Below are 22,024 nucleotides of genomic sequence, written 5' to 3'. Positions count from 1 at the left end.
GCCCGCGGCGCCGGCCGCGCCGCCTCAGTCGCTCAGCGTCACCTGATCCACCATGAGGTGTCCCCATCCCCCGGTCGCGTCGTCGAGGATCTGGAACTGCGCGGTCCGTCCCGCGAGATCCTGCACGTTCCAGGCGACGGGTCGCAGCGTCGAGGAGTCGTCGCCCGTCGCGGTGCGCACCGGCTGCCCGTCGACCAGGAGCTGGACCGACGTCGCCGGCTCGACGCCGAGGGGATGATGCCCGCCCGCGATGAGGAACCGCACGAAGTTGCGGTCGATCGTGAACGGCGGCGAGGTCACGACCCCCGTGGCGCCGTCGCCGCCCGCGAAGGTGTCGGCGGTCTTGGCCCCGACGCGACCGGGGAGCTCGCCTGTGCTCGGGGGCGTCGCGGCGAGCGCACCGCTCGCCGTCCACCCCGGTCCCCAGGTGTCTCCCTCGAAGTCCGCGATGACCTTGGCGGGACGCTGTACGACGCTGCCGAACTCCGTGATCGTCAGGTTCTCGAACGTCGCGGCGCCCCCGGCCGTGTAGAGCGCGACACCGCGGTCGGACGGCGGCGCGAAGACCTGGCTCGAGTGCACGTAGCGGCCGTCGCCGACGAAGACCTCGATCGTCGTGCGGTCCACGAGGATCTCGAGATGGACGGTCTCGTCAGGCGAGTCTGTGGGCGTGCGGCTCTCGAGCTTGAACGGATTGCCGGGGTGCCCCGTCTGCCCCCGATTGAGGTAGGCGTAGGCATCCGTCACCCCCACGTCGGCGTGCCGGCTGCCGTCGGCCGACCGACGCAGCTGAAGGCCGATGTTCGTGGCCGTCTCGCGGGTGACGTCGGCTTCGACCCGGTACGCGTCACCCTGGTACGACAGCGGGAGGAAGCCGTCCACGACGACGTCGCCCAGCTCGATCGTCGAGGTCGCGATGTTCTGCAGGGCGGGGACGGGCTCGGAGAGCAGGCTGAACGACGAGCCCGTCCGCGCGAGGCGGATGCGTCGCGTGATGGAGTCGGTCCCGTTGAACCCGTCCGCGAGCCACGTCGGGGTCGTGTGGGCGTAGTCCCAGTTGTTCATCCAGCCGACGGCGTAGCGGCGATCCAGCGGCGCGGCCGGGTCCTCCCACGTGACGGCGCCGTACCAGTCGAAGCCGTGGTCGAGCCACTGGGGAGCCGGGCTGTCGAACTGGAAGGAGGTCCCGTCGTACGAGCCGGTCCAGTAGGCGTAGGTCGCGGGCTCTCCCGTCGCATACCCGTTGGCGCTGACCCCGAACACCCATTTGACCGTGCCGTCGTCGGCGCGGATGCGGAACAGGTCGGGGCACTCGATCGTCCCGATCCCGGCGTTGACGTACTCCCAGCGGCGCGTCCAGCTCTTCAGGTCCGGCGACGTGTAGAAGCTCACGCGGTCCCGTTCCGCGATGAGCGCGACCCACCGGCCGCGCTCGGCATCCCACACGACCTTCGGATCGCGGAAGTCGGCCCGCCCGCCGTTGGCGATGACGGGCTGGTCGCCGTACGGCCGGAAGGTGCGCCCGCCGTCGATGGAGTACCAGAGGAACTGCGCCTGCGGACCCGAGGCGTTCGCCTGCTGCGCCGCCGTCGGGTGGTCCATCTGCGTGACGAGCATGACGACGGCTCCCGCGCCGAACCCGGCCGTGTTCGCCGAGTCGACGACTGCCGAACCCGACCAGAGGTCGTAGTTCGCGTTCGTCTTCTTGGGCGCCGCGATCCCCTGGTCGGCGAACACGACGCCGTCGTAGGTCGTCGCGAGTCGCCACGAGGTGCCGAAGTTCGCCGTCGGGTCGGCGTCGTAGTCGGGGTTGTACAGGTAGTAGTAGTGGAACTTCCCGTCCACGAAGACCGGCCGCTGCGGATCGTTCTTCCAGTGGTCGGGCACCGTGAAGTGGTACTGCGCGCGGTAGGTCGCGGGCTCCGCGGCGTCGGCGTCGGCGGCGGCCGGACCGGCTCCCAGGAGCGCGAGGACGGATGCCGCGGCCGCCGTCGCCGCGGCGGCCGCTCGTGCGGCCGCCCGGCGACGCGACGCAGAAGCGGCACGGAGAGGGGTGAAGCGAGAAGTCATCGTCGACCTTTCGTGCTGGACCGGGCGAGCCGGTCAGGTGGTGAGGTGCCGCTCCCCTGCGTCGGTCGCTGACCCGGCTGCCGCGCCGGCTGCCGCGCCCGCGGTGGCTGCGACGGTCAGACGCCCGTCGACCCACGCGACGGGCATGGGGTCGCTCACTCCCCCCACGAACGGCGCGTCGTCTCCGACGTTGCGGAAGGCGAAGAGCAGCCACTGCCCGTCCTCGCGCCGACGCAGGAGGCGGCCGACGTAGAGACGGTCGTCGGTGAGGGGGTAGGCGGCCTCCATGCCGAACGGCCCGAGCAGTCCTCCCGCGGGCACGGCCCACGTGCCGCCGGTCGTGCCGGCCCGCGCCGTTGTCGCGTGCTCGGCCAGGCACGAGAAGAGGAGCACGGGACGTCCCTCGACGACCTCGACCTGCATGACCTCGAGCTGCCCGAAGCCCGTCTCGCTCGGCGCCGTGAGCGGCGGGCGCAGCTCCCAGCGGCGCAGATCGCGCGAGACGGCGTGGCCGATCACTCCCCGCCCCGTGGCGACCCCCGTCCGGGCGCGGGCCGTGATGAGCATGTGCCAGCCGTCGCCGGACGGATCCGCGAACACCCACGGGTCGCGGAAGGCCTCGTCGTGCCACGCGCCGTCCTCGAGAGTCTCGTACCAGGGGTGCGCCGCCTCGAGGACGGGGCCCGGCGCCTTCGTCCAGACCTCGAGGTCATCCGAGGTCGCGTACCCGATCCGCTGCACGTTCTTGCCGCCGGCGGCGAGGGTCGACCCCGTGTAGAACATGAACCACGTGCCGTCCGGATGGCGCACGACCGACCCCGTCCACGTCGCGAGGTCGTCGAAGGCGGGCCCGTCGCTGCGGACGAGCGCGTCGGTCACCTGCGTCCACTCGACCAGGTCGGTCGACACGGCATGGCCGATCGATGCCCGGTAGTGCCGCGCGTCGGGGTCGCCGAGCGCGCGCGACGCGTACAGGAAGAAGAGGTGGTAGCGCTCGCCGTCGTCGGCGAACCAGTAGTCCCAGACCCAGGAACCGGGGAGATCGAACAATGTCAGCCTTTCGTCGGTGCCGCGCTCGCCGAGCGCCGGGCCATGGAGGTTTCGAGTTCCGCCCGGCGCGGCGGGTCCGCCCCGGGGCGCGACACGGTGATGGCCGCGGCGAGCGCGCAGCGGCGCAGAATGCCGGCGAGCTCGGTGGAGGGGATGCCGGCGAGCGCCGTGCGCGATGCGGCCGAGGAGCAGCCGGCGTCCAGGAGCCCGTCGATGAGTGCGCCCATGAACGTGTCGCCGGCACCGACGGTGTCGACCACCGCGACGGGCTCCGCATCGACGGCGACGACGCCCGCCCCGGTCACGGCGAGCGCACCGCCGGCCCCCCGCGTCACCACGACGAGAGAGGCTCCGAGCCCGAGCCAGAGCTCGGCGACCTCGTGCACCGAGGCACCCGGATACAGCCAGTCGAGGTCCTCGTCGCTCGCCTTCACGACGTCGGCCAGCGCCACGAGCGCCTCGACCTGAGGACGGACGACGGATGCTGTCGACAGCAGCGCGGGGCGGATGTTGGGGTCGTACGACACGAGCGCCGTCGCGCGGGACTCCTCGAGCAACGCGACGACCCCGTCCGCGCCCGGTTGAAGGAGCGCGGCGACGGATCCCGTGTGGACCCAGTCGGCCGGGCCCGCAGCGGTGCCCGCGAGCTCCCACTCGAGATCGAACTCGTACGTCGCCGCCCCGGACTCGTCGAGGCGGGCGGTCGCCGTCGCGGTCCGCTCGGCCGGCGCGCTCACGACGTCCACGTCGGATGCCGCGAGCCACGACCGGAGGGTCTCGCCGTGCGGGTCGTGGCCGAGCCGGGTCAGCAGCTGCGGAGCACGTCCGAGCCGCCCGAGCGTGAGCGCCACGTTGGCGGGGCTGCCGCCCGGGGCCTCGTCGACCGCTCCGTCGGAGCGATGGACGACGTCGATCAGCGCCTCGCCGACGACCAGCAGCCGCGGCGACGCTTCGGGCCCCGTCATCCCTTCACCCCGCTCGCGGCGATGGAGCTCACGAACGCGCGCTGGAAGACGAGGAACACCAGCAGCACGGGCAGCGTGATGAGCGACGTGTAGGCCATGACCTCGCCCCACGCGGTGTTCAGCTGGAAGAAGTACTGCATGCCGACCATGACGGGCCGCAGCTCCTCCTTCTGCACGACCATGAGCGGCCACAGGTACTGGTTCCACGCGGGCAGGAACGTGAGGATCGCGACGGTCGCGAAGGCGGGGCCCGCGAGCGGCACGAGGATGCGGCGGTAGATCGTGAACCAGCTCGCCCCGTCGATGCGGGCGGCCTCATCCAGCGACTTCGGGATCGTCGAGAAGTACTGCGCGAACAGGAAGATCGAGAAGGCGTTCGCGATGAACGGGACGATCTGCACCTCGTAGGTGTTGAGCCAGCCGAAGTCGTACTTGAGCACGCCGCCCTCCATCACGAGCGTCGGCAGCTGCGCGACCCAGTAGACCATCGGCACCGCGATCGTCTCGAACGGCACGATGAGCGTCGCGATGACCAGCGCGAGCACGACGATCCGGCCGCGCCATTCCAGCCGCGACAGGGCGAACCCGGCCATCGAGTTGACGACGAGCCCGAGGCCCACCGTCAGCACGGTCACGAGCACCGAGTTGAAGAGGAACTGCGCGACGGGCACGCGGTCGAAGACCCCGAAGTAGTTGTCGAGGCTGATGTCGCCGACCGGCAGGAAGGCGGAGGGTGTGCCGATGTCCTGCAGGATCTGCGCGTCCGGCTTGAGGCTGGACACGAACATGAACACGAGCGGGAAGAGGAAGATCACGCCGAACACGCTCAGGGCGAGGTAGGTGAACACGCGGCCGCGCACCTTGGCGGCCTTCGCGCTGGAACTCGTGGGCGTGTCGGACCGCTTCGCGGTGGTCGTGATGACGGCTGTCGTCGTCGCCATGTCAGGCCTTCTCTCGAGTGAGGCGCCGCTGGATGAGGGCGACGGCGAGCACGGCGACGAAGAAGATGAGCGAGATCGCGGCGGCGTAGCCGATCTCCTGCTGCTCGTAGCCCTTGCGCACGGCGTGGAAGACGATCGTCGAGGTCGAACCTGTCGGACCGCCCTGCGTCATGACGTCGACCTGGACGAACAGCCCCAGCGCCGCGATCGTGATGGTGACCAGGACGAAGACCATGGTCGGGCGCAGCCCCGGCCACGTGACGTTCGTGAACTGGCGCCACGGGCTCGCGCCGTCCATCTTCGCGGCCTCGTAGAGCTCTTCGGGGATCGTCTGCAGTCCTGAGAGCCAGATGATCATATGGAACCCGACGGCCTGCCAGATCGAGAGCACGATGATCGCGCCGAGCGCCGTGCTGGGGTTGTTGAGCCAGTCGACTCCGCTCCACGCGCCGAAGGTCAGCGTGTCGATCATCGAGTTGATCAGGCCGTCCTTCTGGTACATGAACTTCCAGAGGATCGACACGACCACGATCGAGGTCACGACGGGAATGAAGAAGATCACCCGGAACGCCGTGACGCCGCGCAGCCGGCGGTTGACGAGCACCGCGAGCAGCAGACCGAGACCCGCCTGGACGGGGACGACGACGAGCGCGAAGACGAAGGTGTTCCACGCGGACTGCAGGAACACGGGGTCGGCCGTGAAGGCGCGCACGAAGTTGTCCAGCCCGACGAACCGCGGAGGGTTCGGCGAGATGAGCCGCGCGTTCGTGAACGACAGCGTGAACGCGAGGATCACGGGGACCGCGAGGAAGAGGATCAGGAGGATGCCGGCGGGGGCCATCATCGCGAGCCCCGCCCACGTCTCACGGCCCTTGATGGAGCGGAAGCGACGCAGCGACCGACGAGGAGTCTCGGCGGCGACGGTCGGCGGAGTGACAGTCATTTCAGGTGCCTTTCCAGGGGTGGTGGGGGCCGGAGCCCCCACCACCGGAGGGATCACTCGAAGCCGTAGCCGTCGTTCGAGGCGATGTTCGCGTCGATCTCGGCGACCGCGTTGTCGAGCGTCGTCTTGACGTCCGCGCCGCTCATGATGTCCTTCGCGGCGGTCTCGAAGGTCGACGAGATGACGGCGTAGGCCGGCGTCTCGGGGCGCAGCACCGCGAAGTCCTGCGAGAACTCGACGAAGGGTCGCAGCACGCCGTCCTCGGCGAAGTACTTCGACGCGGCGGCGGCCGACTCCGTCGCCGGGATCACGATCTGGTTGTCGGCGAAGGCGGTGATGTACTCGTCCTGGAAGCTGAACTCGAGGTACTCGCGGGCGCCTTCGGCATCCGCGCACTCCGACGAGATCGCCCACTGCCACGAGCCGCCGCCGATCTTCGGGCCCTCTCCGAGATCCACGGTGGGCAGGATGAGCAGGTCGTCCCCGACGGCGTCGAGCGCGGCCAGCGCGTTCCAGACGCCCGTGTAGCTCAGCGCCACCTCGTCGTCGATGAACTCCTGGTTGCCGATCGTGCCGCTGTTGCTCGCGTAGCCGTCCGCGAACAGGCCCTGGAACCACTCGCCCCATTCGACGGCCTCGTCGCCGTTGAGCGCACCCTCGGCAGTCAGCATCGTCGAGCGGTCGATGAGGTCGCCGCCGAAGCTCTGCAGGAACGGCGAGTACGCGTAGGGCCACCACTCGCCCGCGTCCTCGGCTCCGATGTCGATCGGCGTCTCGTAGCCGGCCGCCTTGAGCGTCGCGAGGACGTCGGTGAACTCGTCCTTCGTCCAGGGGTCCGAGGCCGTGGGGATGCGGATGCCGTTCTCATCGAGCACGGACTTCCGCGCGAAGATGCCGAGCGCGGCATCCCAGTATCCGGCCGAGTAGATCTCGTCGTCCCATACGCCGACAGCGGTCGGCAGAAGGCTGTCGGTCAGCTCGGTCGGCAGGCCGAGCGGCTGCAGGTACCCCGCCCAGGCCCAGTTGGGCATGATCGGACCGTCGAGATCGAGGAGGCAGGGAAGATCCCCGGATGCCGCGGCCGCGACGATCGCGTCGTTGTACGCGCCCTGCGGGAACGACTCGTGCACGACCTCGTACTCGTCCTGCGATGCGTTGAAGTCGGAGATGATCCGCTCGTAGACCTCGAGCTCGGCCGGGTTGCCGGCGGAGTGCGTCCACATCGTGAGCTGGGTGCGGCCGTCTTCCGACGTGCCGCTGTCCTGCCCGGCCTGGCCGCACGCGGTCAGGCCCAGCACTGCCACAAGTGCCGCCGATGCCAGGATCGGCGCAGTCCTGCGCTTCATTGTGGTTTCCTTTTCTTGTGATCGACGCCCGCGTCGATCACCGATCGGGGGCCGCCGACGGCGGCCGCTCGGTGAGTGAAGCCCGTCGCCGGTTCGGTTTGGCGACTTGCGCCGGCGGCGGGCCAACGGAGTCTCGTCGGATGACGGGACACTCCATGAGGTGCGTGACGTCCTGGTCCCCCGCGCGGACGCCGAGCGCGACCTCCATCGCCCAGCGGCCCATCTCGTAGTGGGGCAGCGCGACGGTAGTCAGAGGGGGGTCTTGCTCCGCTGCGACGAACTGCTGGTCGTCGTAGCCGACGATCGACAGGTGCCGCGGGATCTCGAGCCCGCGGCGGCGGGCGGCGGTGTACGCGCCCAGCGCGAGACGGTCGTTGAAGCAGAAGATCGCGGTGGGCCGCTGATCCTCCGGAAGGTCGAGCAGGCGCCCGGCGGCGTCACGGCCACCCTGCGCCGAGACCTCGCCCTCGACGTGCAGCGCGGGATCCGGCTCGATTCCTGCCGCCGCGAGCACTTCGAGATAGCCCTCGAGGCGCAGGCCCGAGGCGATGGGCTTCGGCTCGGCGGCGTCGAGGTAAGCGATGCGCCGATGCCCCGCCTCGACGAGTTCGCGCACGGCCGCGGCTCCCCCCGCACGATCGTCGGGGACGACGCTGCGGTAGCCGCCCTCCGAGGGGCGGCAGTCCAGGAACACGGTGTCGCGACGCACGCCGGCGGGTGCATCGACGACGCGGTGCCACATGCAGGCGTAGATCATCGCGTCCACCTGGTGGGCGGACAGCGCTGCGATGGCCTCGCTCTCGATGCGGGCGTCCCCGCCGGTGTCGAGGAGGAAGACGAGGTGGCCCTGCTCGCGTGCGACGTCCTGGGCGCCGGCCAGCATGCGGCCGGCGAAGGGAGTCGAAGCGATCTCGTCCGAGATGAGCCCGACGGTGCGCGTGCGCTGCGTCCGCAGACCGCGCGCGAGGGAGCTCGGCTCGTAGCCGACGGCTTCGGCGGCAGCCCGCACGCGCTGCCGAGTCTCCTCGGAGATGCGGGTCTGCGCGTTGTTGAGCACGAGTGAGACGGTCGTCACGGAAACCCCGGCCGCGGCTGCGACATCCGAGATCCGTGGCCTGGCCATGCTTCGCCCGCTTTCTTTGATAAATCGATTTATCACTGCGCACTGATTATGCGCGGCCGCCGTGCCCGCCGTCAAGCACGGATAGCGGATTGTGATCTGGGGAGCTGTCTGTGCAACCATGAGATCGCTATGCAAATCGATTTGCATAGTCTCCCACTCGATAAGGAGCCCCTGTAGATGCACACTTCGAACCGGCGCCCCATGCGCCTGCTCGCGAGCGGTCTTGTCACGAGCGCGCTCGTCGCGACGACCCTCGTCGCGGGCACCACGACCGCGCTTGCGGCCCCTGCGCTGCAAGACGGTCCCGAGCCCACGACCCACACCCAGAAGGCCTACGCCCCCGACGCCGACTTCACCGCGAAGTGGACGCGAGCCGATGCGCGACAGCTGAAGCGGCTGTCCGACCCGACCGCGGGATCGCGGGAGAACTCGATGCCGTCGGCGCTCACGATGCCGACGGTCCCGCAGGACTTCCCCGACATGTCCGACGGGCAGGTCTGGGTCTGGGACACGTGGCCGCTGACCGACGAGGACGGCAACCAGTATTCGGTGAACGGGCAGGAGATCATCTTCTCGCTCGTCGCGGATCGCAGCCTCGGGTTCGACGACCGTCACGTCTTCGCGAAGATCGGCTACTTCTACCGCCCGGCCGGCGTGCCTGCGGCGGACCGCCCCGAGAACGGCGGCTGGACGTACGGCGGCCTCGTCTTCAAGGACGGCGTCACCGGCAAGATCTTCGACGACCAGTCCTACAGCCACCAGACCCAGTGGTCGGGTTCGGCGCGCGTCTCGAAGAACGGCGAGATCAAGCTCTTCTTCACCGACGTGGCGTTCTACCGTGACGCGAACGGCAAGGACCTGAAGCCCTACGACCCTCGCATCGCACTGAGCGTCGGGAAGGTCCACGCGAGCGCCAAGGGCGTCTCGTTCAGCGGCTTCAACAAGGTCATCGACCTGCTCCAGGCGGACGGCACGTACTACCAGACCGGCGCACAGAACCCGTACTTCAACTTCCGCGACCCGTTCACCTTCGAGGACCCCGCCCACCCCGGCGAGACGTACATGGTGTTCGAAGGCAACTCGGCGATGCCGCGTGAGACCGCGGCGTGCGACGAGGGCGACCTCGGCTACCAGCCGGGCGACCCCCACGCCGAGACCGTCGCCGAGGTGAACGCCTCGGGCGCGCCGTACCAGATCGGCAACATCGGCCTGGCGAAGGCGAAGAACGACGACCTGACGGAGTGGGAGTTCCTCCCGCCGATCCTCTCGGCCAACTGCGTCACCGACCAGACCGAGCGCCCGCAGTTCGTCATCAAGGACGGCAAGTACTACCTCTTCACGATCAGCCACCGCAGCACGTTCGCGGCGGGACTGGACGGCCCCGAGGGCGTGTACGGCTTCGTCGGCGACGGCATCCGCAGCGACTTCCAGCCGCTCAACGGCGGCTCGGGTCTCGCGCTGGGCAACCCCACCAACCTCAACTTCCTCGGTGGACAGCCCTTCGCACCGGACTACAACCAGCACCCCGGCCACTTCCAGGCGTACTCGCACTACGTCATGCCCGGCGGCCTGGTGCAGTCGTTCATCGACACGATCGGCACGCACGACGACTTCGTGCGCGGCGGGACCCTCGCGCCGACCGTGAAGATGGACATCGGCGTGAACGGCGACCCGACCTCGACGGCCGTGGACTACTCCTACGGTGAGGGCGGCCTCGGCGGCTGGGCGGACATCCCCGCCAACCGGCACCTGTTCACGACGGGCAAGCGCGGCGCGAGCGTCTCGGACGCCACGGCGCAGCAGATCCGCTCCGCGGTCGGCGCGAAGCTCGACGACTACCTCGCGGGCAAGCCCGTCCCGGCCTCGACCAAGGCGCTCATCGAGAAGCTGCTCGCCCAGTACGGCGGCTGACTCGACGCGGATGCCCCGGCGCCACGCCCGCGCCGGGGCATCCGTTCGCCCATCCCTTCGACGCCCTGCCACCGACCACCGATGACCGACCACCGAGGAGCTTTCATGCGCACCCACGACCGACCGACCGACCGCCGCCGTGTCCTGCTCGCACTCGCCGCGGCGCTCGCGCTCGCCGCGCTGCTCGCCGGCATCGGCATCGCGGTGTCGCAGCGGCAGTCGGCGCCCGAGGCATCCCCCTCCCCCGCCCCCGCGTCGCCCTTCGAACGGCCGGAGGGCTGGGATGCTGCCCGCCCGGCAGTGCACCTGACACCCGATCAGCACTGGATGAACGATCCGCAGCGCCCGTTCCTGCTCGACGGGGTCTGGCACTACTACTACCTCTACAACGCCGACCACCCGGAGGGGAACGGGACGGCGTGGTACCACGCGACGTCGACGGACCTCGTGCACTGGACGGATCAGGGCGTCGCGATCGACAAGTACACCAACGGCCTCGGCGACATCTGGACGGGCACTGCCGTGGTCGACCACGAGAACACGGCCGGATTCGGGCGCGGCGCCGTCGTCGCGATGGTGACGCAGCAGGACGACGGCGTGCAGCGGCAGTCCCTCTTCGTGTCACGGGACGGCGGCTATCGGTTCGAGCCGTACGACGGCAATCCCGTCATCGACAATCCCGGAGTCCGCGACTTCCGCGACCCCCGGGTGCTCTGGGACGACGCGCACGGCCGGTGGGTCATGGCGCTCGCGGAGGGCGACAAGATCGGCTTCTACACGTCGCCGGACCTCAAGGACTGGACGTACCGGTCGGGATTCACCGCGCCGGGCCTCGGTGTGCTCGAGTGCCCCGACCTCTTCGCCATGGCGGTCGACGGCGATGCCGCCGACGTGCGGTGGGTGCTCGCAGCGGGGGCGAACGGCGCGGCCGAGGGCATGACGACCGGCACCGTGTACTGGACCGGCTCGTGGGACGGCGAGACGTTCACGCCTGACGACTCGCATCACCAGTGGCTCGACCGCGGCGCGGACTGGTACGCCGCCGTCACGTGGGACGACCCGCGTCAGGCGGAGGAGGACCGGCTCACGACCCGGTACGGGATCGGCTGGCTCAACAACTGGGCCTACGCGGGCGACGTGCCGGGCGAGGAGTGGAGCGGCGGGTCCGACAGCATCGTGCGCGAGATCCGGCTCACAGACCGAGACGGCCGCCCGACGCTGATATCGGCGCCCACCGACGCCCTCCGCGACCTCGAGGGCGCGCCCGCGCAGCTGGGCGCTCAGACCGTCGAGGCCGGAGCCGCGGTGGCTCTGCCGGACCCCGGTTCGGATGCCTATCGCGTGCGCATCGACGTTGCGGAGGACGACGCGGCCGCCGGCGAGCTGCGCGTGCACCTCCCGCGCGGGGCCGACGGCGCGTTCGCGACGGTCGGCTACGACCCCGCGAGCGGGCAGGTCTTCGTGGCCCGGGATGCCGATGCCATCGCCGGTGGGATGCCCGACGCCTATCGCGCCGTGCGGACGGCACCTGTCACCGCCCAGGACGGCCGCGTCCGGCTCGACATCGTCGTGGACGTCGGCTCCATCGAGGTGTTCACGGGCGACGGCGCGGCGCTCAGCATGGTCTCGAGCGCGGCGGGCGGAGCGAGCGGCCTGCGGGTCGAGGCGAGCGGAGGCGACGTGCGGCTGGACGAGGCATCCGTCTCCCCCTTGCGGGTCGCGCCCGTCGAGCGCGCCGACTGACGAGGATCAGGCGCGCGGCGGCGCCACCGAGCCGCGCTCGACGAGCCACCCCCGCATGAGATGCAGCCGCGGCGGCGCGGTCTCGGCCTTGTCGATGCGCGCGATGAGGCGGCTCATCGCCCACGCGCCCATCTCGGCATGCGGCAGCGCGACGGTCGTGAGTCCGGGATCGAGCGCGTCGGCGACCGGTCGCAGGTCGTCGATGCCGACGACCGACACGTCGTCCGGCACCGCGAGGGCGAGCCGAGCCGCCGCCTGCATGACACCCATCGCGATCTGGTCGTTGAAGCAGATGACGGCGGTCGGCGCATCGGCCCGGTCGAGGAGCTCGGCACCTGCCGCGCGACCGCCCGCGGCGTCCGACGCGGCCGAGGCGATGCGGCCGGGCGGCAGGTCGACGCCGGCGTCGCCGAGCGCCGTCCGCACGCCCACGAGCCGGCCGCGGGCGGCTCGTGATTCGTCGACGGTGTCCGCGTACGCGATGGCCCTGTGGCCCGCACTCAAGACCCGCTCGCATGCGAGCCTCGTGATCTGGGCCTCGTCGGGCACGACGGCGTCCACGGTCCAGCCCGGTTCGGGCGCCGCGTCCAGCAGGACGACCGGAAGGTCGGCCGGAACGGCCGGGCGGCGGACGCGCTGGTGGTACATGCGCGCCACGAGCACGCCGTCCACGCGCTGCGCGACGAACCGGTCGATGAGAGCCTGCTCCTGCGCGGCATCCCCCTCCGACTCGGCGACCAGCAGCAGCATGTCGCGTTCGAGGCCCGCATCCCGCGCGCCCGCGATCATCTGTCCCGCGAAGGGCGTCGTGGCGACGTGGTCGCCGACGAACCCGACGAGGCCTGTGCGCTTGCGGCGCAGGCCGCTCGCAACACGGTCGGGCGCGTAGCCGAGCGACGCTGCGACCTCGAGGATGCGCTCGCGCGTCTGCGCGTTGACGGTGCGGGCGCCGCTCAGGGCGTGCGAGACCGTCGTGACCGAGACTCCGGCCAGCGCCGCGACGTCGCTGATGCGCGCGCGAGCGGGGCGCGCGGCGCCTGCTGCCGGCTCGGGCTCCACCGGACCAGGCTATCCGGTGAGCGTGCAGCCCTCAGCGACCGCCGAACTCCCGCACCTGCTTGTAGACGAGCCGGCCGTTCTCGAGGATCTTCAGCTCGAGGTCGAGCGACGTCTCCTTGTCGTCGGCAGAGGTCACGAAGCGGCAGTCCGGGTAATAGCCCGGGGTGGCCCGGCAGTAGGCGCGCTCGACGCGGCGCGCGAGGTCGACGAGCTCGCCCATCCGCACCGGCGGAAGCACGGGCTCGGTCCACTCCGGCGCGTCGCGGGTCGGCTTGGCGTAGCGGGTCGTCGTGAGGCTCGTGGGCTCCGTGTCGGAGATGAACGCGGCGACCGTGAGCTCGGACCACGTGCCCGGATCGGGGTTGGTCACGAGGTTGTTCCCCGCTTGAACCGACAGTGAGTACCCGAAGACGTGGTCGGTGTTGAGCACTCGTGTCACGACGACGGCGTTGGCCGCGACATCCGACTCCGTGTCATAGGCCGGCACGATCGCGAGCCCCATCGCGATGGTCGTCTGGTCGATGCGGGCGAACGAGCGCTCTTCGACGGCGCGCTTGTTCCACAGGCTCGCGTACACGCCCTTCATGGCGCAGCCGAGCGATTTCGGCTTGACCTTGCGCTTGACCTCGCCGTCCTCGTCGTCGTCCTCCACGAGGCACGGTCCGATGGGCCGGTCGCGCTTGCGCGTGTCGGCCGCGTAGCTGTCGTGCAGTCCCGCGCCGTCGAAGTTCGGGACGTCCTCGGCGTTGGCGCTGGAACGGACCTTGATCTTCTCGACGCCCGGAAGCACCTCGTCGAGCTTGGCGCGCACACGCTCGAGCGCCCCCGGCGGGAAGGATGCCGCCATGATGCCGTCCTGGATCTCCTCCACCCGCGCGGCGCGCTCCTTGGGCGACAGCCCGCCCGCCTGCTCGTCGGCGACGAAGGCGTCGATGAGCGCCTTGACATCGCTGTTCGGCGGATGGTCGATGAAGTCGCGATACGCCTGCAGCGGCACCGCAAGGCCCCTCGGCACGAGGTCGTACCCCCGCTCGCCACTCGGGCTGCCGGCATCCTCGACGCGGCCGAGCACGCTCCGGTGCGCGAGGAAGCCGATGTTCGCGGCCTTCGAGCCGTACTTCGCGGCGAAGGCCCGTGTCTGCGCCGGCGTTCCGGTCGCGAGCTCGTCGTACGAGCGCACCTGGATCTCGGGCTCCCACGTGAGCGGCACGAGCGGGCGGTCCAGCCGCTCCGCGAGCTTGGCGGCGACGACCTCCTCCGTCGTCTCCTCGAGGTCGAAGCCGTCCTTGCGCACGACGAAGTGGACGGGCCGGTCGGCGAACGGCGTCAGCCGCGGGTGGTCGGGCCCCGCGCTGCGCAGCACGGCGTTGGGCGTGTTGCGCTCCTTCGACTTGAGGTTCACGTGCGAGTTGGTGTCCTGCACGGACCGCGTGATGACCCCCGCGACGACCGAGAGGTCGAGGGGCAGCTCGTCGAAGACCGGGATGTCGGTCGCCGCGAGCTCGTCGTTGTCGCGCGGGAAGATCCGCAGGTGCCCCCACGCCTCGCCGACGTTGAGCGGGAGGTAGTCGACGGAGCCCAGGATGCGGTCGATCGGCAGCACCTCGACGTCGAGGTCGGCGAGCTCCTGCCCGACGGTCGCCGTCGTCTGTTGCGCGCCCGTCGGCACGAACGCGAACCGGGCGCTCGGGATGCCGATCCGCGTGCGCACGACGCTCACGGCCTCGACGACCAACTGCTCGCGGATGACGTCCTGCGGATAGAACTGCAGCCCGACGACGGGGTCGGCGCCGCCGTCGAGGAGATACGAGCGGATGCTCCCCGCGATGTACCGCTTGTCCTGCGTGAAGTAGGTGTGGTCGTTGAAGTCGTCGAGCGACTCGGGGATGCCGAACGTCGCGCGCCCGAAGAAGTAGTGGTACTTCGCCGAGTCCGGGACCTCGCCGTTCTCGGTGAAGTTGCCGTTGACGAATCGCAGCGCGGGTTCGGCGGGATGCCGGCGGTCGATGAGGAACTTCGCCACCCGGCCGTTCGCCACGAGGTCGCCCGCAGGGGTCGAGATCGACTGGAACGTCTCGAACGAGTCGATCTCGTCGACCGCGAGCGGCAGCATCCCGAGCATCTCGTCGAAGTCGGTGAACCGGATGCCGGGCGCGGCGAGGAACGCCGCCGCCGGAGCGGCCCGGCGCTCGCCGTCCGGCGCGGCGGTGAGCCCTTGTGCGCGTGCGCGCGGGAGGAAGCCGGTCATCTCAGAGCCCCTTCTGTCAGCCGACTCTCCGATGCAAGCGCCTGCGCGGGGTCGCGTCAACGGGGTGCGCCGCGCCGGCCCGGGAGCGGCCGGCGGGCACTCTCGACGCGCCTTCTCAGCGTGACTAGCCTGAGCGCGGGGGAAGGCAGCGGCATGGAGGGTCCATGAGCGTCAGCATCACGTTTCCGCGCTATGACGCGAACGGCCGCGCCTACCTCACGTGGCGCCCCGTCGAGATCAAGCTCGCCGTCTCGCCCCCTCAGGACGGACCGCCCGTCGACGTCAGGGTGTCGGCCCGGCGATACCTGGGCGGCGGCGCGCTGCTGTTCGCCGATCAGCTCACGCACGCCGGCACGCCGACCCTCGACCTCACGCTGCCCACCGACGGGACGCCGCGCTCGGTCTGGGTGGGCGGGCAGTTCCCGAACGCGAGCACGCGCTTCGGCGATGTGGTGATGCAGGTGCGGACGAACCCCGGCGATGAGTACCTTGGAAGCCATCTGACGATGGTCCGCGTCCGCAAGAACGCAGACCGGCTCACGGCCGCGGAGCGCAGCCGGTTCCTGCGGGCGCTCGCGACGCTCAACGGCTCGGCGAGCGGCCGGTTCCGCGACTTCCGCGACATGCATGTCGCGGGTCCGCCCGACCGCGAGGCGCACGGCGGCGCGGGCTTCCTCCCCTGGCACCGCATCTACCTGCTCGACCTCGAGCGGGAGCTGCAGCGGATAGACGGTCAGGTCTCGCTCCCGTACTGGCGGTTCGACCAGGCGGCGCCCAACGTCTTCACGCGGCAGTTCATGGGCCTGTCCGGACCGCAGGACCGCGTCGAGTTCAGCTTCACGAACCCGCTCCGCGCGTGGGTCGCGGGCAACCTCCCGGGTGTCGAGCGCGGACCGGGCGTCGGGCCGTTCACCGTCCCGCCCGTGCGCACCGAGCAGGAGACCCTCGCGCTGGGAGGCTCGCCGTCGGCCGACTTCGCAGGCTTCGCGATCATGCAGGGCAATCCGCACGGCCGCGCGCACATGGCGCACTGGAGCGGAGTCATCACGGATCCGGGGACGGCTCCGCAGGACCCGCTGTTCTTCCTGCTGCACTGCAACGTCGACCGCCTGTGGGCGAAGTGGCAGTGGGCGTTCCGGCGCCACGATCCGGCCGCCGCGCGCTCCTTCGCGACCGGCTCCGTGACGCCCGGCCACCGCATCGGCGACCGGCTGTGGCCGTGGAGCGGTCCGCTCGCGGCGCCGCGGCCGACGACCGCGCCGGGCGGCGGGCTGACAGCATCCCCCATGACGGACGCACCGGGGATCAGCCCGCGTGTCCGCGACACGATCGACTACCTCGGCACGCTGTCGGCGAGGCACCTCGGCTTCGCGTACGACGACGTGCCGTTCCAGGCGGGAGGCCTGTGATGGCCGACGAGAGCGACATCGAGCAGCTGCGCAAGGCGTACGTCGAGGAGCTCAGCGAGGTGCGCCGAGCGCGTCCGCGGGCGCTCTCGGCCCGCTCGATCGAGCGTGCGCGGACGCCCGACATGAGCCAGGAGCAGCTCGACACGATGCTCGTGGACGCCGACACCTTCGAGACGGCGGTCCGGCTGCTGCTCGACATCCTGGCCGACGAGTCGGCCTCGATCGAGCAGAAGACGACGGCGGTGGAGCGGCTCGGCGGGGCGGCGTTCCAGCCGACGCGGTTCGCGCCGTTCCACGCCGAGTTCGTCGAGCGCCTCCGCGACCTCGCCGTCTCGGACGACAAGGGGCTGCGGTATCTCGCTCTCGATCGCCTGACCCTCGACGATGACGAGGTGGGCAAGCGGCTCCTGCGCGAGGGGCTCGAGGGCGCGCGCAAACCGCTCGTGCCGCCTGCGACGGCGACGCGGTTCCTCGCGCGCGACGAGCACGGCGATGCCGCACCCCTCTTCCGCGAGCTGGCGCGCACGGGATCGGCCCGTGTCCGCGTAGAGGCGCTTCGTGCCCTCGCAGCCGATCCCGAGTCGGTGGAGCTGCTGGCTGAGATCTCGTCGGACAAGTCCGAGAGCGCCAAGGTGCGCGAGCTCGCGGCGATGAGCCTCAAGGCCTCGTCGCCCGAGCGGTTCGCCCACGTGGCCCGCGAGATGGTGGTCGACGAGAAGGAGGACGACAAGCTCCGCTCCGCGGCGCTGTCGGCCCTCGCCTTCACCCCCGAGGCGGCCGCCGCGATCGACGCCGAGGCGCTCGACGAGGATCTCGGGCGCATGAAGGATGCGACAGCATCCCGCTCGCTCAAGACGTCGATCGACCGCTTCTCGCAATCCCGCGAGCAGACGCCTCCGGAGTGACGGGATGCCGAGCGCGGCCGATGCGGTCATCGTCGAGCTGCTCGCGCAGCCTGTGACGGCCGACGTGCTGCGGCAGGACGCCCCGCACACAGCGGGCCTGTCGACGTCGGATGCGGAGCGCGTGCGGGCGCACCTCCTGGCGTCGTTCGAGGCGCACGGTGTGCCGGACGACGCGCGCGCGGTCCTCGCCGAGGAGCTGCGCACGAGCGCGAGCCCCGTCGTGCTGGCCGGTGCCGCGCGGGCCGTGCGCGGTCTCGGGGCGGATGCCGCGGGCGATTGGGCCGCGCTGCTGCAGGATGCCGCCGATCGCGTCGCGACGGCGGACGTCTACGTGCGGTGGGTGCCCGGCGTCGTCGCGGCGTCGTGGATGCGCACGGCTCGCGGCGAGCTGCTCGCGACGCTCGACGAGATCGGGAAGGCGCCGGCGGCCGCCGCCGAGCCCGGGGTCGGCACCGACCGCACGACGCTCGACGAGCCCGTCATCCCGCTGGATGCCGAGGCGCTCGCGACCGTGCACGTCGAGGACCAGGACGGCGCGAGGACGACGCTGCTCGAGCTGCTCGCCGGGCGCGAGACCTTGCTCGCGTTCTTCTACACGCGCTGCATGAACCCCGCGCGGTGCTCGCTCACGATCACGCGGCTCGCCGCCTCGGCGCGCGCCGACACGGGCCGAGCGCACCTCGCGATGAGCTACGACCCCGCCTACGACTCACCCGCGCGGCTGCGGCGGTACGGCGCGGAGCGCGGGTTCCCGTTCCGGGCGGATGCGCGCCTTGTGCGCGGGCCGGAGTCCTGGTCCGAGGTGCGCGAGATGTTCCGGCTGCGCGTCGGCTACGGGCCCGTGACGGTCAACGAGCACGCGCGCGAGCTCTTCCTCGTCGGGCCAGACCTCGTCGCGCGCGGCCTCGATCCCGACGCGATCGCCCAGCCGCTCGCGACACCCCGCGCCGCGGGCTGAACCGGCGGCCGGCGTGGGGCGAGCCGGCGCCTGCGGGACAATGGCCGCATGCCGATCCTCAACAAGGACATGACTCTCTGCATCTCGCTCGCCGCCCGGCCGTCCAACATCGGAACGCGCTTCCACAACTTCCTCTACGACGAACTCGGCCTCAACTTCATCTACAAGGCATTCACGACCGACGACATCGCCGCCGCGATCGCCGGTGTGCGGGGACTGGGGATCCGCGGCTGCTCCGTCTCGATGCCGTTCAAGGAGGCCGTAATCCCCCTCGTCGACGCGATCGAGCCTTCGGCCGCCGCGATCGAGTCCGTCAACACGATCGTGAATGACGGCGGTTCCCTCACCGCCTCGAACACCGACTACGAGGCCGTCGCCGAACTTCTCGAGCGCCACCAGGTCGACCCCGGCCTCTCGGTGCTCGTCCGCGGCTCCGGCGGTATGGCCAAGGCGGTCGTCGCCGCGTTCCGCGGGGCGGGCTTCGACGACGTCACCGTCCTCGCGCGCAACGCCGATGCGGGCGAGGCCGTCGCGTCCAGGTACGGCTACCGCTCGGTCACGGCCGACCCGCCGCCAGGCCACGCCGTCATCGTCAACGTCACTCCCCTGGGCATGAACGGAGCGGATGCCGAGACCCTCGCCTTCACGCAGGGGCACGTGGAGGCGGCTCAGACGGTGATCGACGTCGTCGCGTTCCCCTCCGAGACGCCGCTCATCCGATCCGCGCGGGATGCCGGCATCCCCGTCATCACGGGCGCCGACGTGATCGCACTCCAGGCGGCGCGGCAGTTCTCGCGCTACACGGGCGTGACCCCGACGCGCGATCAGATCGAGCGCGCCTCGGCCTTCTCGCGCGAGTGACGGCATGTGCGCGAGACTCACGAACGGGTCGCGACACGCCGATCCGGGCGGCCCATTCGTGAAGTCTCGCGCATCGGCACTGCGGCCGGGCGACGCCGGGCGCGCGGATAGCGTGGAGGCATGCGGCATGTTGTGATCGGCGGGGGCGTCGGATGCGCCCGGTACGTGCGGGGCCTTCGGGAGCACGTGCGGCGCACGGGGGCTGACGGCGAGATCGACGTCGTCGTCAACACCGCGGACGACTGGTGGGTCTCGGGGCTGCGGATCTCGCCCGACCACGACAGCATCCTGTACACGCTCGCGGGCCAGAACGACGACGAGCGCGGCTGGGGCCGCCGGGGCGAATCGGAGCGCGTCTCCGCCGAGCTGAGCGAGTGGGGCGCGACGCCTGGCTGGTTCACGCTGGGCGACCTCGACCTCGCGACGCACATCGCGCGCACGTCGTGGCTGCGTGCCGGCGACTCTGTGTCGGACGTCTTCGCGCGGCTCGGCAGCCGCTGGGACCTCGGTGCGACGCTGCATCCCGCGACCGACCACGAGATCGACACGCACGTCGTGACGGCGGACGGGCGGCGCATGCACTTCCAGGAGTGGTGGGTGCGCGAGCGCGCCGCCGTCCCGGCGCTGCGGTTCGAACAGCAGCGCATCGCCGAGGCGCGGCCCTCGGCGAGTGCGCTGGAGTCGCTGGCCGCCGCGGATGTCGTGCTGCTCGCCCCGTCGAACCCCGTCGTCTCGATCGGCCCCGTCCTCGCGGTCCCCGGGCTGCGCGACGCCGTCCTGGCGTCGGGCGCGCCCGTGGTCGGGGTCTCGCCGATCATCGGAGGCTCCGTCGTGCGCGGCATGGCCGACGCGTGCCTCGCGGCGATCGGCGTCGAGACCGATGCGGCCGCGGTGGCGCTGCACTATGGCTCCCGCTCCCGCGGCGGGCTTCTGGACGGCTGGCTCGTCGCCGAGGAGGATCCGGATGCTGTCGCCCCCGTGCAGTCCGCCGGGATCGCATGCCGCTCGATCCCCCTGTGGATGCGGGATGCCGACACCTCCGCCGCCCTCGCCGCCGAGGCGCTGCGGCTCGCCGCGGAGATCGCCGCGCGCTGAGGCCGCTGGCGCGCTGTGCACAACGTCGCTGATCCACCCGCGACACGCCGAGACAGGTCCCGCACCGGCCCGCCGGGACCCGGATCGGCGACGTTGTGCACGTGCCGCCCCGAGGTCCGAGCCCGCCCCGGGCGCACAGCATCCAGCACGATGCCCCTCTTGGACGCCATGCGGGGGCCTTCGGTCAGCGGGGCTCGATGCGCAACGTCGTCTGCTTGGCGAGGGCGTTCGTGACCGCCCGCGTGGGGGCGTAATCGCCGTACTTCGCGAGGTAGGCCGCATCGACAGCGCCGTCGTGCGAGTCGTCCGGGATGAACGATACGTCGACCGTCGAGTCGCGCCACTGGAGGATGCCCTCGTGGTGGTGGACCACTCCGCGGTACCACTGACCATCGGGTCCCTTGACGGAGCGGACGTACACGGCGCCATCGACGACGACGTGCCACACGATGACAGGGGTCCGGGCCGAGCCGTCCACCCGACGGCCCGCCACCCGCACCTCGTCGATCGCGTCGAGCTCGGCCAGCTGCGCTTCAGTCCATCCAGTCATGCGCTCATCCTCTGCCCGGCGCGCGCTCTCCCGCCATAGCCGGACTCGCCGGCCGTCAGCGTTCGGCCCGCTCCTTGACCGCCTCGAGGTGCTGCACCCAGTTGCGCTCGGACTCCCCGGCCGCACCCTGGGTCGCGTTGCCGTCCTGCCAGAGCTCGACGTGGGTTCCCGCGCCTCGGCCCGACAGTTCATACGTGAGGCGATGCTGCAGCGCGTCCGCCGAGGCGCCGCTCTCGTGCGTCAGGACGAGCCGATGCGGGGCGACGGCCTCGAGGACCTCGCCCGTGTCGACGAAGGACTTCCCCTCCCAGTCTCCGCGCCAGACGACGGCGGATCCCGGCCTCCAGTCGGACTCCACCGTCGCTCCGAAGTTGACGTCGGAGGCGTGCGTCGTGAGGGTCTCCCACACCTTCACCGGCGAGGCGTCGATGTCGATGTCGGCACGAGCGATGTATCCGGGCATGCGCTGCCTCCTTCACGAGGGTTCGGGGCCAGCGAAGCCGAGATCGGATGCCGGGACCAGGGGTTGACAGGCTGGGTTCCGCGGCGGACGCGCCTCGATTCGCGGCATCGCCCGGCGTGTCGTAAGCTTGTCGGCGGTGACGTGTCCGAGCGGCCGAAGGTGCAACTCTCGAAAAGTTGTGTAGGGTAACCCCCTACCGTGGGTTCAAATCCCACCGTCACCGCCATTTGTCCTGAGTCGCGACATCGTTTACGAACGAGTCGCGACTCAGGACTTTTTCGTGGGTTCGCCGGGTTGACGGTGACGCTGGGTTGGTGAGTCGGGTCATCGTTGACGGGGTGAGTCGGGTCATCGTTGACGGGGTGAGTCGGGTCATCGTTGACG

General features: G+C 70.8%; 18 protein-coding genes and 1 tRNA gene. 8 read left to right on the top strand and 11 right to left on the bottom strand.

Annotated features, from left to right (window positions below):
• Positions 1–24: 24 nt before the first annotated feature.
• Genes ABZ477_RS12965 through ABZ477_RS12935 form a run of 7 tightly spaced genes read right to left on the bottom strand, consistent with a single transcriptional unit; the run spans position 25 to position 8,438 of the window.
• Complete coding sequence (locus ABZ477_RS12965) at positions 25–2,070, bottom strand: GH32 C-terminal domain-containing protein (RefSeq protein ID WP_360133494.1); 2,046 nt, start codon at positions 2,068–2,070, stop codon at positions 25–27.
• A gap of 33 nt (positions 2,071–2,103) precedes the next feature.
• A complete protein-coding gene (locus ABZ477_RS12960) occupies positions 2,104–3,120 on the bottom strand; it encodes a family 43 glycosylhydrolase (protein WP_360133491.1) in 1,017 nt (338 codons plus the stop codon).
• 2 nt (positions 3,121–3,122) lie between these two features.
• A complete protein-coding gene (locus ABZ477_RS12955) occupies positions 3,123–4,085 on the bottom strand; it encodes a carbohydrate kinase (RefSeq protein ID WP_360133488.1) in 963 nt (320 codons plus the stop codon).
• Positions 4,082–5,026: a carbohydrate ABC transporter permease gene (locus ABZ477_RS12950; RefSeq protein WP_360133485.1), complete on the bottom strand. Its 945-nt coding sequence runs from the start codon at positions 5,024–5,026 to the stop codon at positions 4,082–4,084. The genes ABZ477_RS12955 and ABZ477_RS12950 overlap by 4 nt, the downstream gene beginning before the upstream one ends.
• A gap of 1 nt (position 5,027) precedes the next feature.
• The gene (locus tag ABZ477_RS12945) at positions 5,028–5,969 is read right to left on the bottom strand and encodes a sugar ABC transporter permease (protein ID WP_360133482.1); all 942 of its coding nucleotides are present in this window, start codon (positions 5,967–5,969) and stop codon (positions 5,028–5,030) included.
• Between the two features lie 53 nt (positions 5,970–6,022).
• Complete coding sequence (locus ABZ477_RS12940) at positions 6,023–7,315, bottom strand: extracellular solute-binding protein (RefSeq protein ID WP_360133479.1); 1,293 nt, start codon at positions 7,313–7,315, stop codon at positions 6,023–6,025.
• Positions 7,316–7,352: 37 nt separating this feature from the next.
• A complete protein-coding gene (locus tag ABZ477_RS12935) occupies positions 7,353–8,438 on the bottom strand; it encodes a LacI family DNA-binding transcriptional regulator (RefSeq protein WP_360133476.1) in 1,086 nt (361 codons plus the stop codon).
• A 177-nt stretch (positions 8,439–8,615) separates the two neighbouring features.
• Here ABZ477_RS12935 and ABZ477_RS12930 point away from each other — a divergent pair, with 177 nt between their 5' ends.
• Positions 8,616–10,349, top strand: coding sequence for a glycoside hydrolase family 68 protein (locus tag ABZ477_RS12930; protein ID WP_360133473.1), 1,734 nt, complete (start codon positions 8,616–8,618; stop codon positions 10,347–10,349).
• Between the two features lie 105 nt (positions 10,350–10,454).
• Positions 10,455–12,092, top strand: coding sequence for a glycoside hydrolase family 32 protein (locus tag ABZ477_RS12925; RefSeq protein WP_360133470.1), 1,638 nt, complete (start codon positions 10,455–10,457; stop codon positions 12,090–12,092).
• 6 nt (positions 12,093–12,098) lie between these two features.
• On the opposite strand, the gene ABZ477_RS12920 is transcribed toward ABZ477_RS12925, so the two are convergent.
• Entirely contained in the window at positions 12,099–13,151 is a 1,053-nt protein-coding gene (locus ABZ477_RS12920) for a LacI family DNA-binding transcriptional regulator (protein ID WP_360133467.1), read from the bottom strand.
• 31 nt (positions 13,152–13,182) lie between these two features.
• Positions 13,183–15,399, bottom strand: coding sequence for a PEP/pyruvate-binding domain-containing protein (locus ABZ477_RS12915; RefSeq protein WP_360133464.1), 2,217 nt, complete (start codon positions 15,397–15,399; stop codon positions 13,183–13,185).
• A 164-nt stretch (positions 15,400–15,563) separates the two neighbouring features.
• On the opposite strand from ABZ477_RS12915, the gene ABZ477_RS12910 reads away from it, so the two are divergent.
• The 5 genes from ABZ477_RS12910 (at position 15,564) to cofD (ending at position 20,627) form a co-directional block, all read left to right on the top strand.
• A complete protein-coding gene (locus ABZ477_RS12910; RefSeq protein WP_360133461.1) occupies positions 15,564–16,808 on the top strand; it encodes a tyrosinase family protein in 1,245 nt (414 codons plus the stop codon).
• Positions 16,808–17,713 (top strand): HEAT repeat domain-containing protein, encoded by a 906-nt coding sequence (locus ABZ477_RS12905; RefSeq protein WP_360133458.1) that lies wholly within the window; start codon positions 16,808–16,810, stop codon positions 17,711–17,713. Before ABZ477_RS12910 ends, ABZ477_RS12905 begins: the two co-directional genes overlap by 1 nt.
• Before the next feature lie 4 nt (positions 17,714–17,717).
• On the top strand, positions 17,718–18,671 hold the full coding sequence (locus ABZ477_RS12900) for an SCO family protein (RefSeq protein ID WP_360133455.1): 954 nt from the start codon (positions 17,718–17,720) through the stop codon (positions 18,669–18,671).
• A 48-nt stretch (positions 18,672–18,719) separates the two neighbouring features.
• The gene (locus tag ABZ477_RS12895; protein WP_360133452.1) at positions 18,720–19,532 is read left to right on the top strand and encodes a shikimate 5-dehydrogenase; all 813 of its coding nucleotides are present in this window, start codon (positions 18,720–18,722) and stop codon (positions 19,530–19,532) included.
• Between the two features lie 120 nt (positions 19,533–19,652).
• A complete protein-coding gene (gene cofD / locus ABZ477_RS12890) occupies positions 19,653–20,627 on the top strand; it encodes a 2-phospho-L-lactate transferase (RefSeq protein ID WP_360133449.1) in 975 nt (324 codons plus the stop codon).
• Positions 20,628–20,811: 184 nt separating this feature from the next.
• Here the strand turns inward: cofD and ABZ477_RS12885 are convergent, their stop codons facing one another.
• Both ABZ477_RS12885 and ABZ477_RS12880 read right to left on the bottom strand, forming a co-directional pair.
• Positions 20,812–21,177 carry a DUF2255 family protein gene (locus tag ABZ477_RS12885; protein WP_360133446.1) on the bottom strand — a complete coding sequence of 122 codons (366 nt, stop codon included), beginning with the start codon at positions 21,175–21,177 and terminating at the stop codon, positions 20,812–20,814.
• A 55-nt stretch (positions 21,178–21,232) separates the two neighbouring features.
• Positions 21,233–21,640, bottom strand: coding sequence for an SRPBCC domain-containing protein (locus tag ABZ477_RS12880; protein WP_360133443.1), 408 nt, complete (start codon positions 21,638–21,640; stop codon positions 21,233–21,235).
• Positions 21,641–21,775: 135 nt separating this feature from the next.
• Between ABZ477_RS12880 and ABZ477_RS12875 the strand changes: the two genes are divergently transcribed.
• Positions 21,776–21,866: transfer RNA gene (locus ABZ477_RS12875), tRNA-Ser, on the top strand.
• Positions 21,867–22,024: the final 158 nt, after the last annotated feature.

The sequence above is a fragment of the Microbacterium sp. NPDC019599 genome (genome assembly GCF_040632175.1).
Lineage (GTDB): Bacteria > Actinomycetota > Actinomycetes > Actinomycetales > Microbacteriaceae > Microbacterium.
This window is presented reverse-complemented; position numbering and strand designations above follow the sequence as displayed.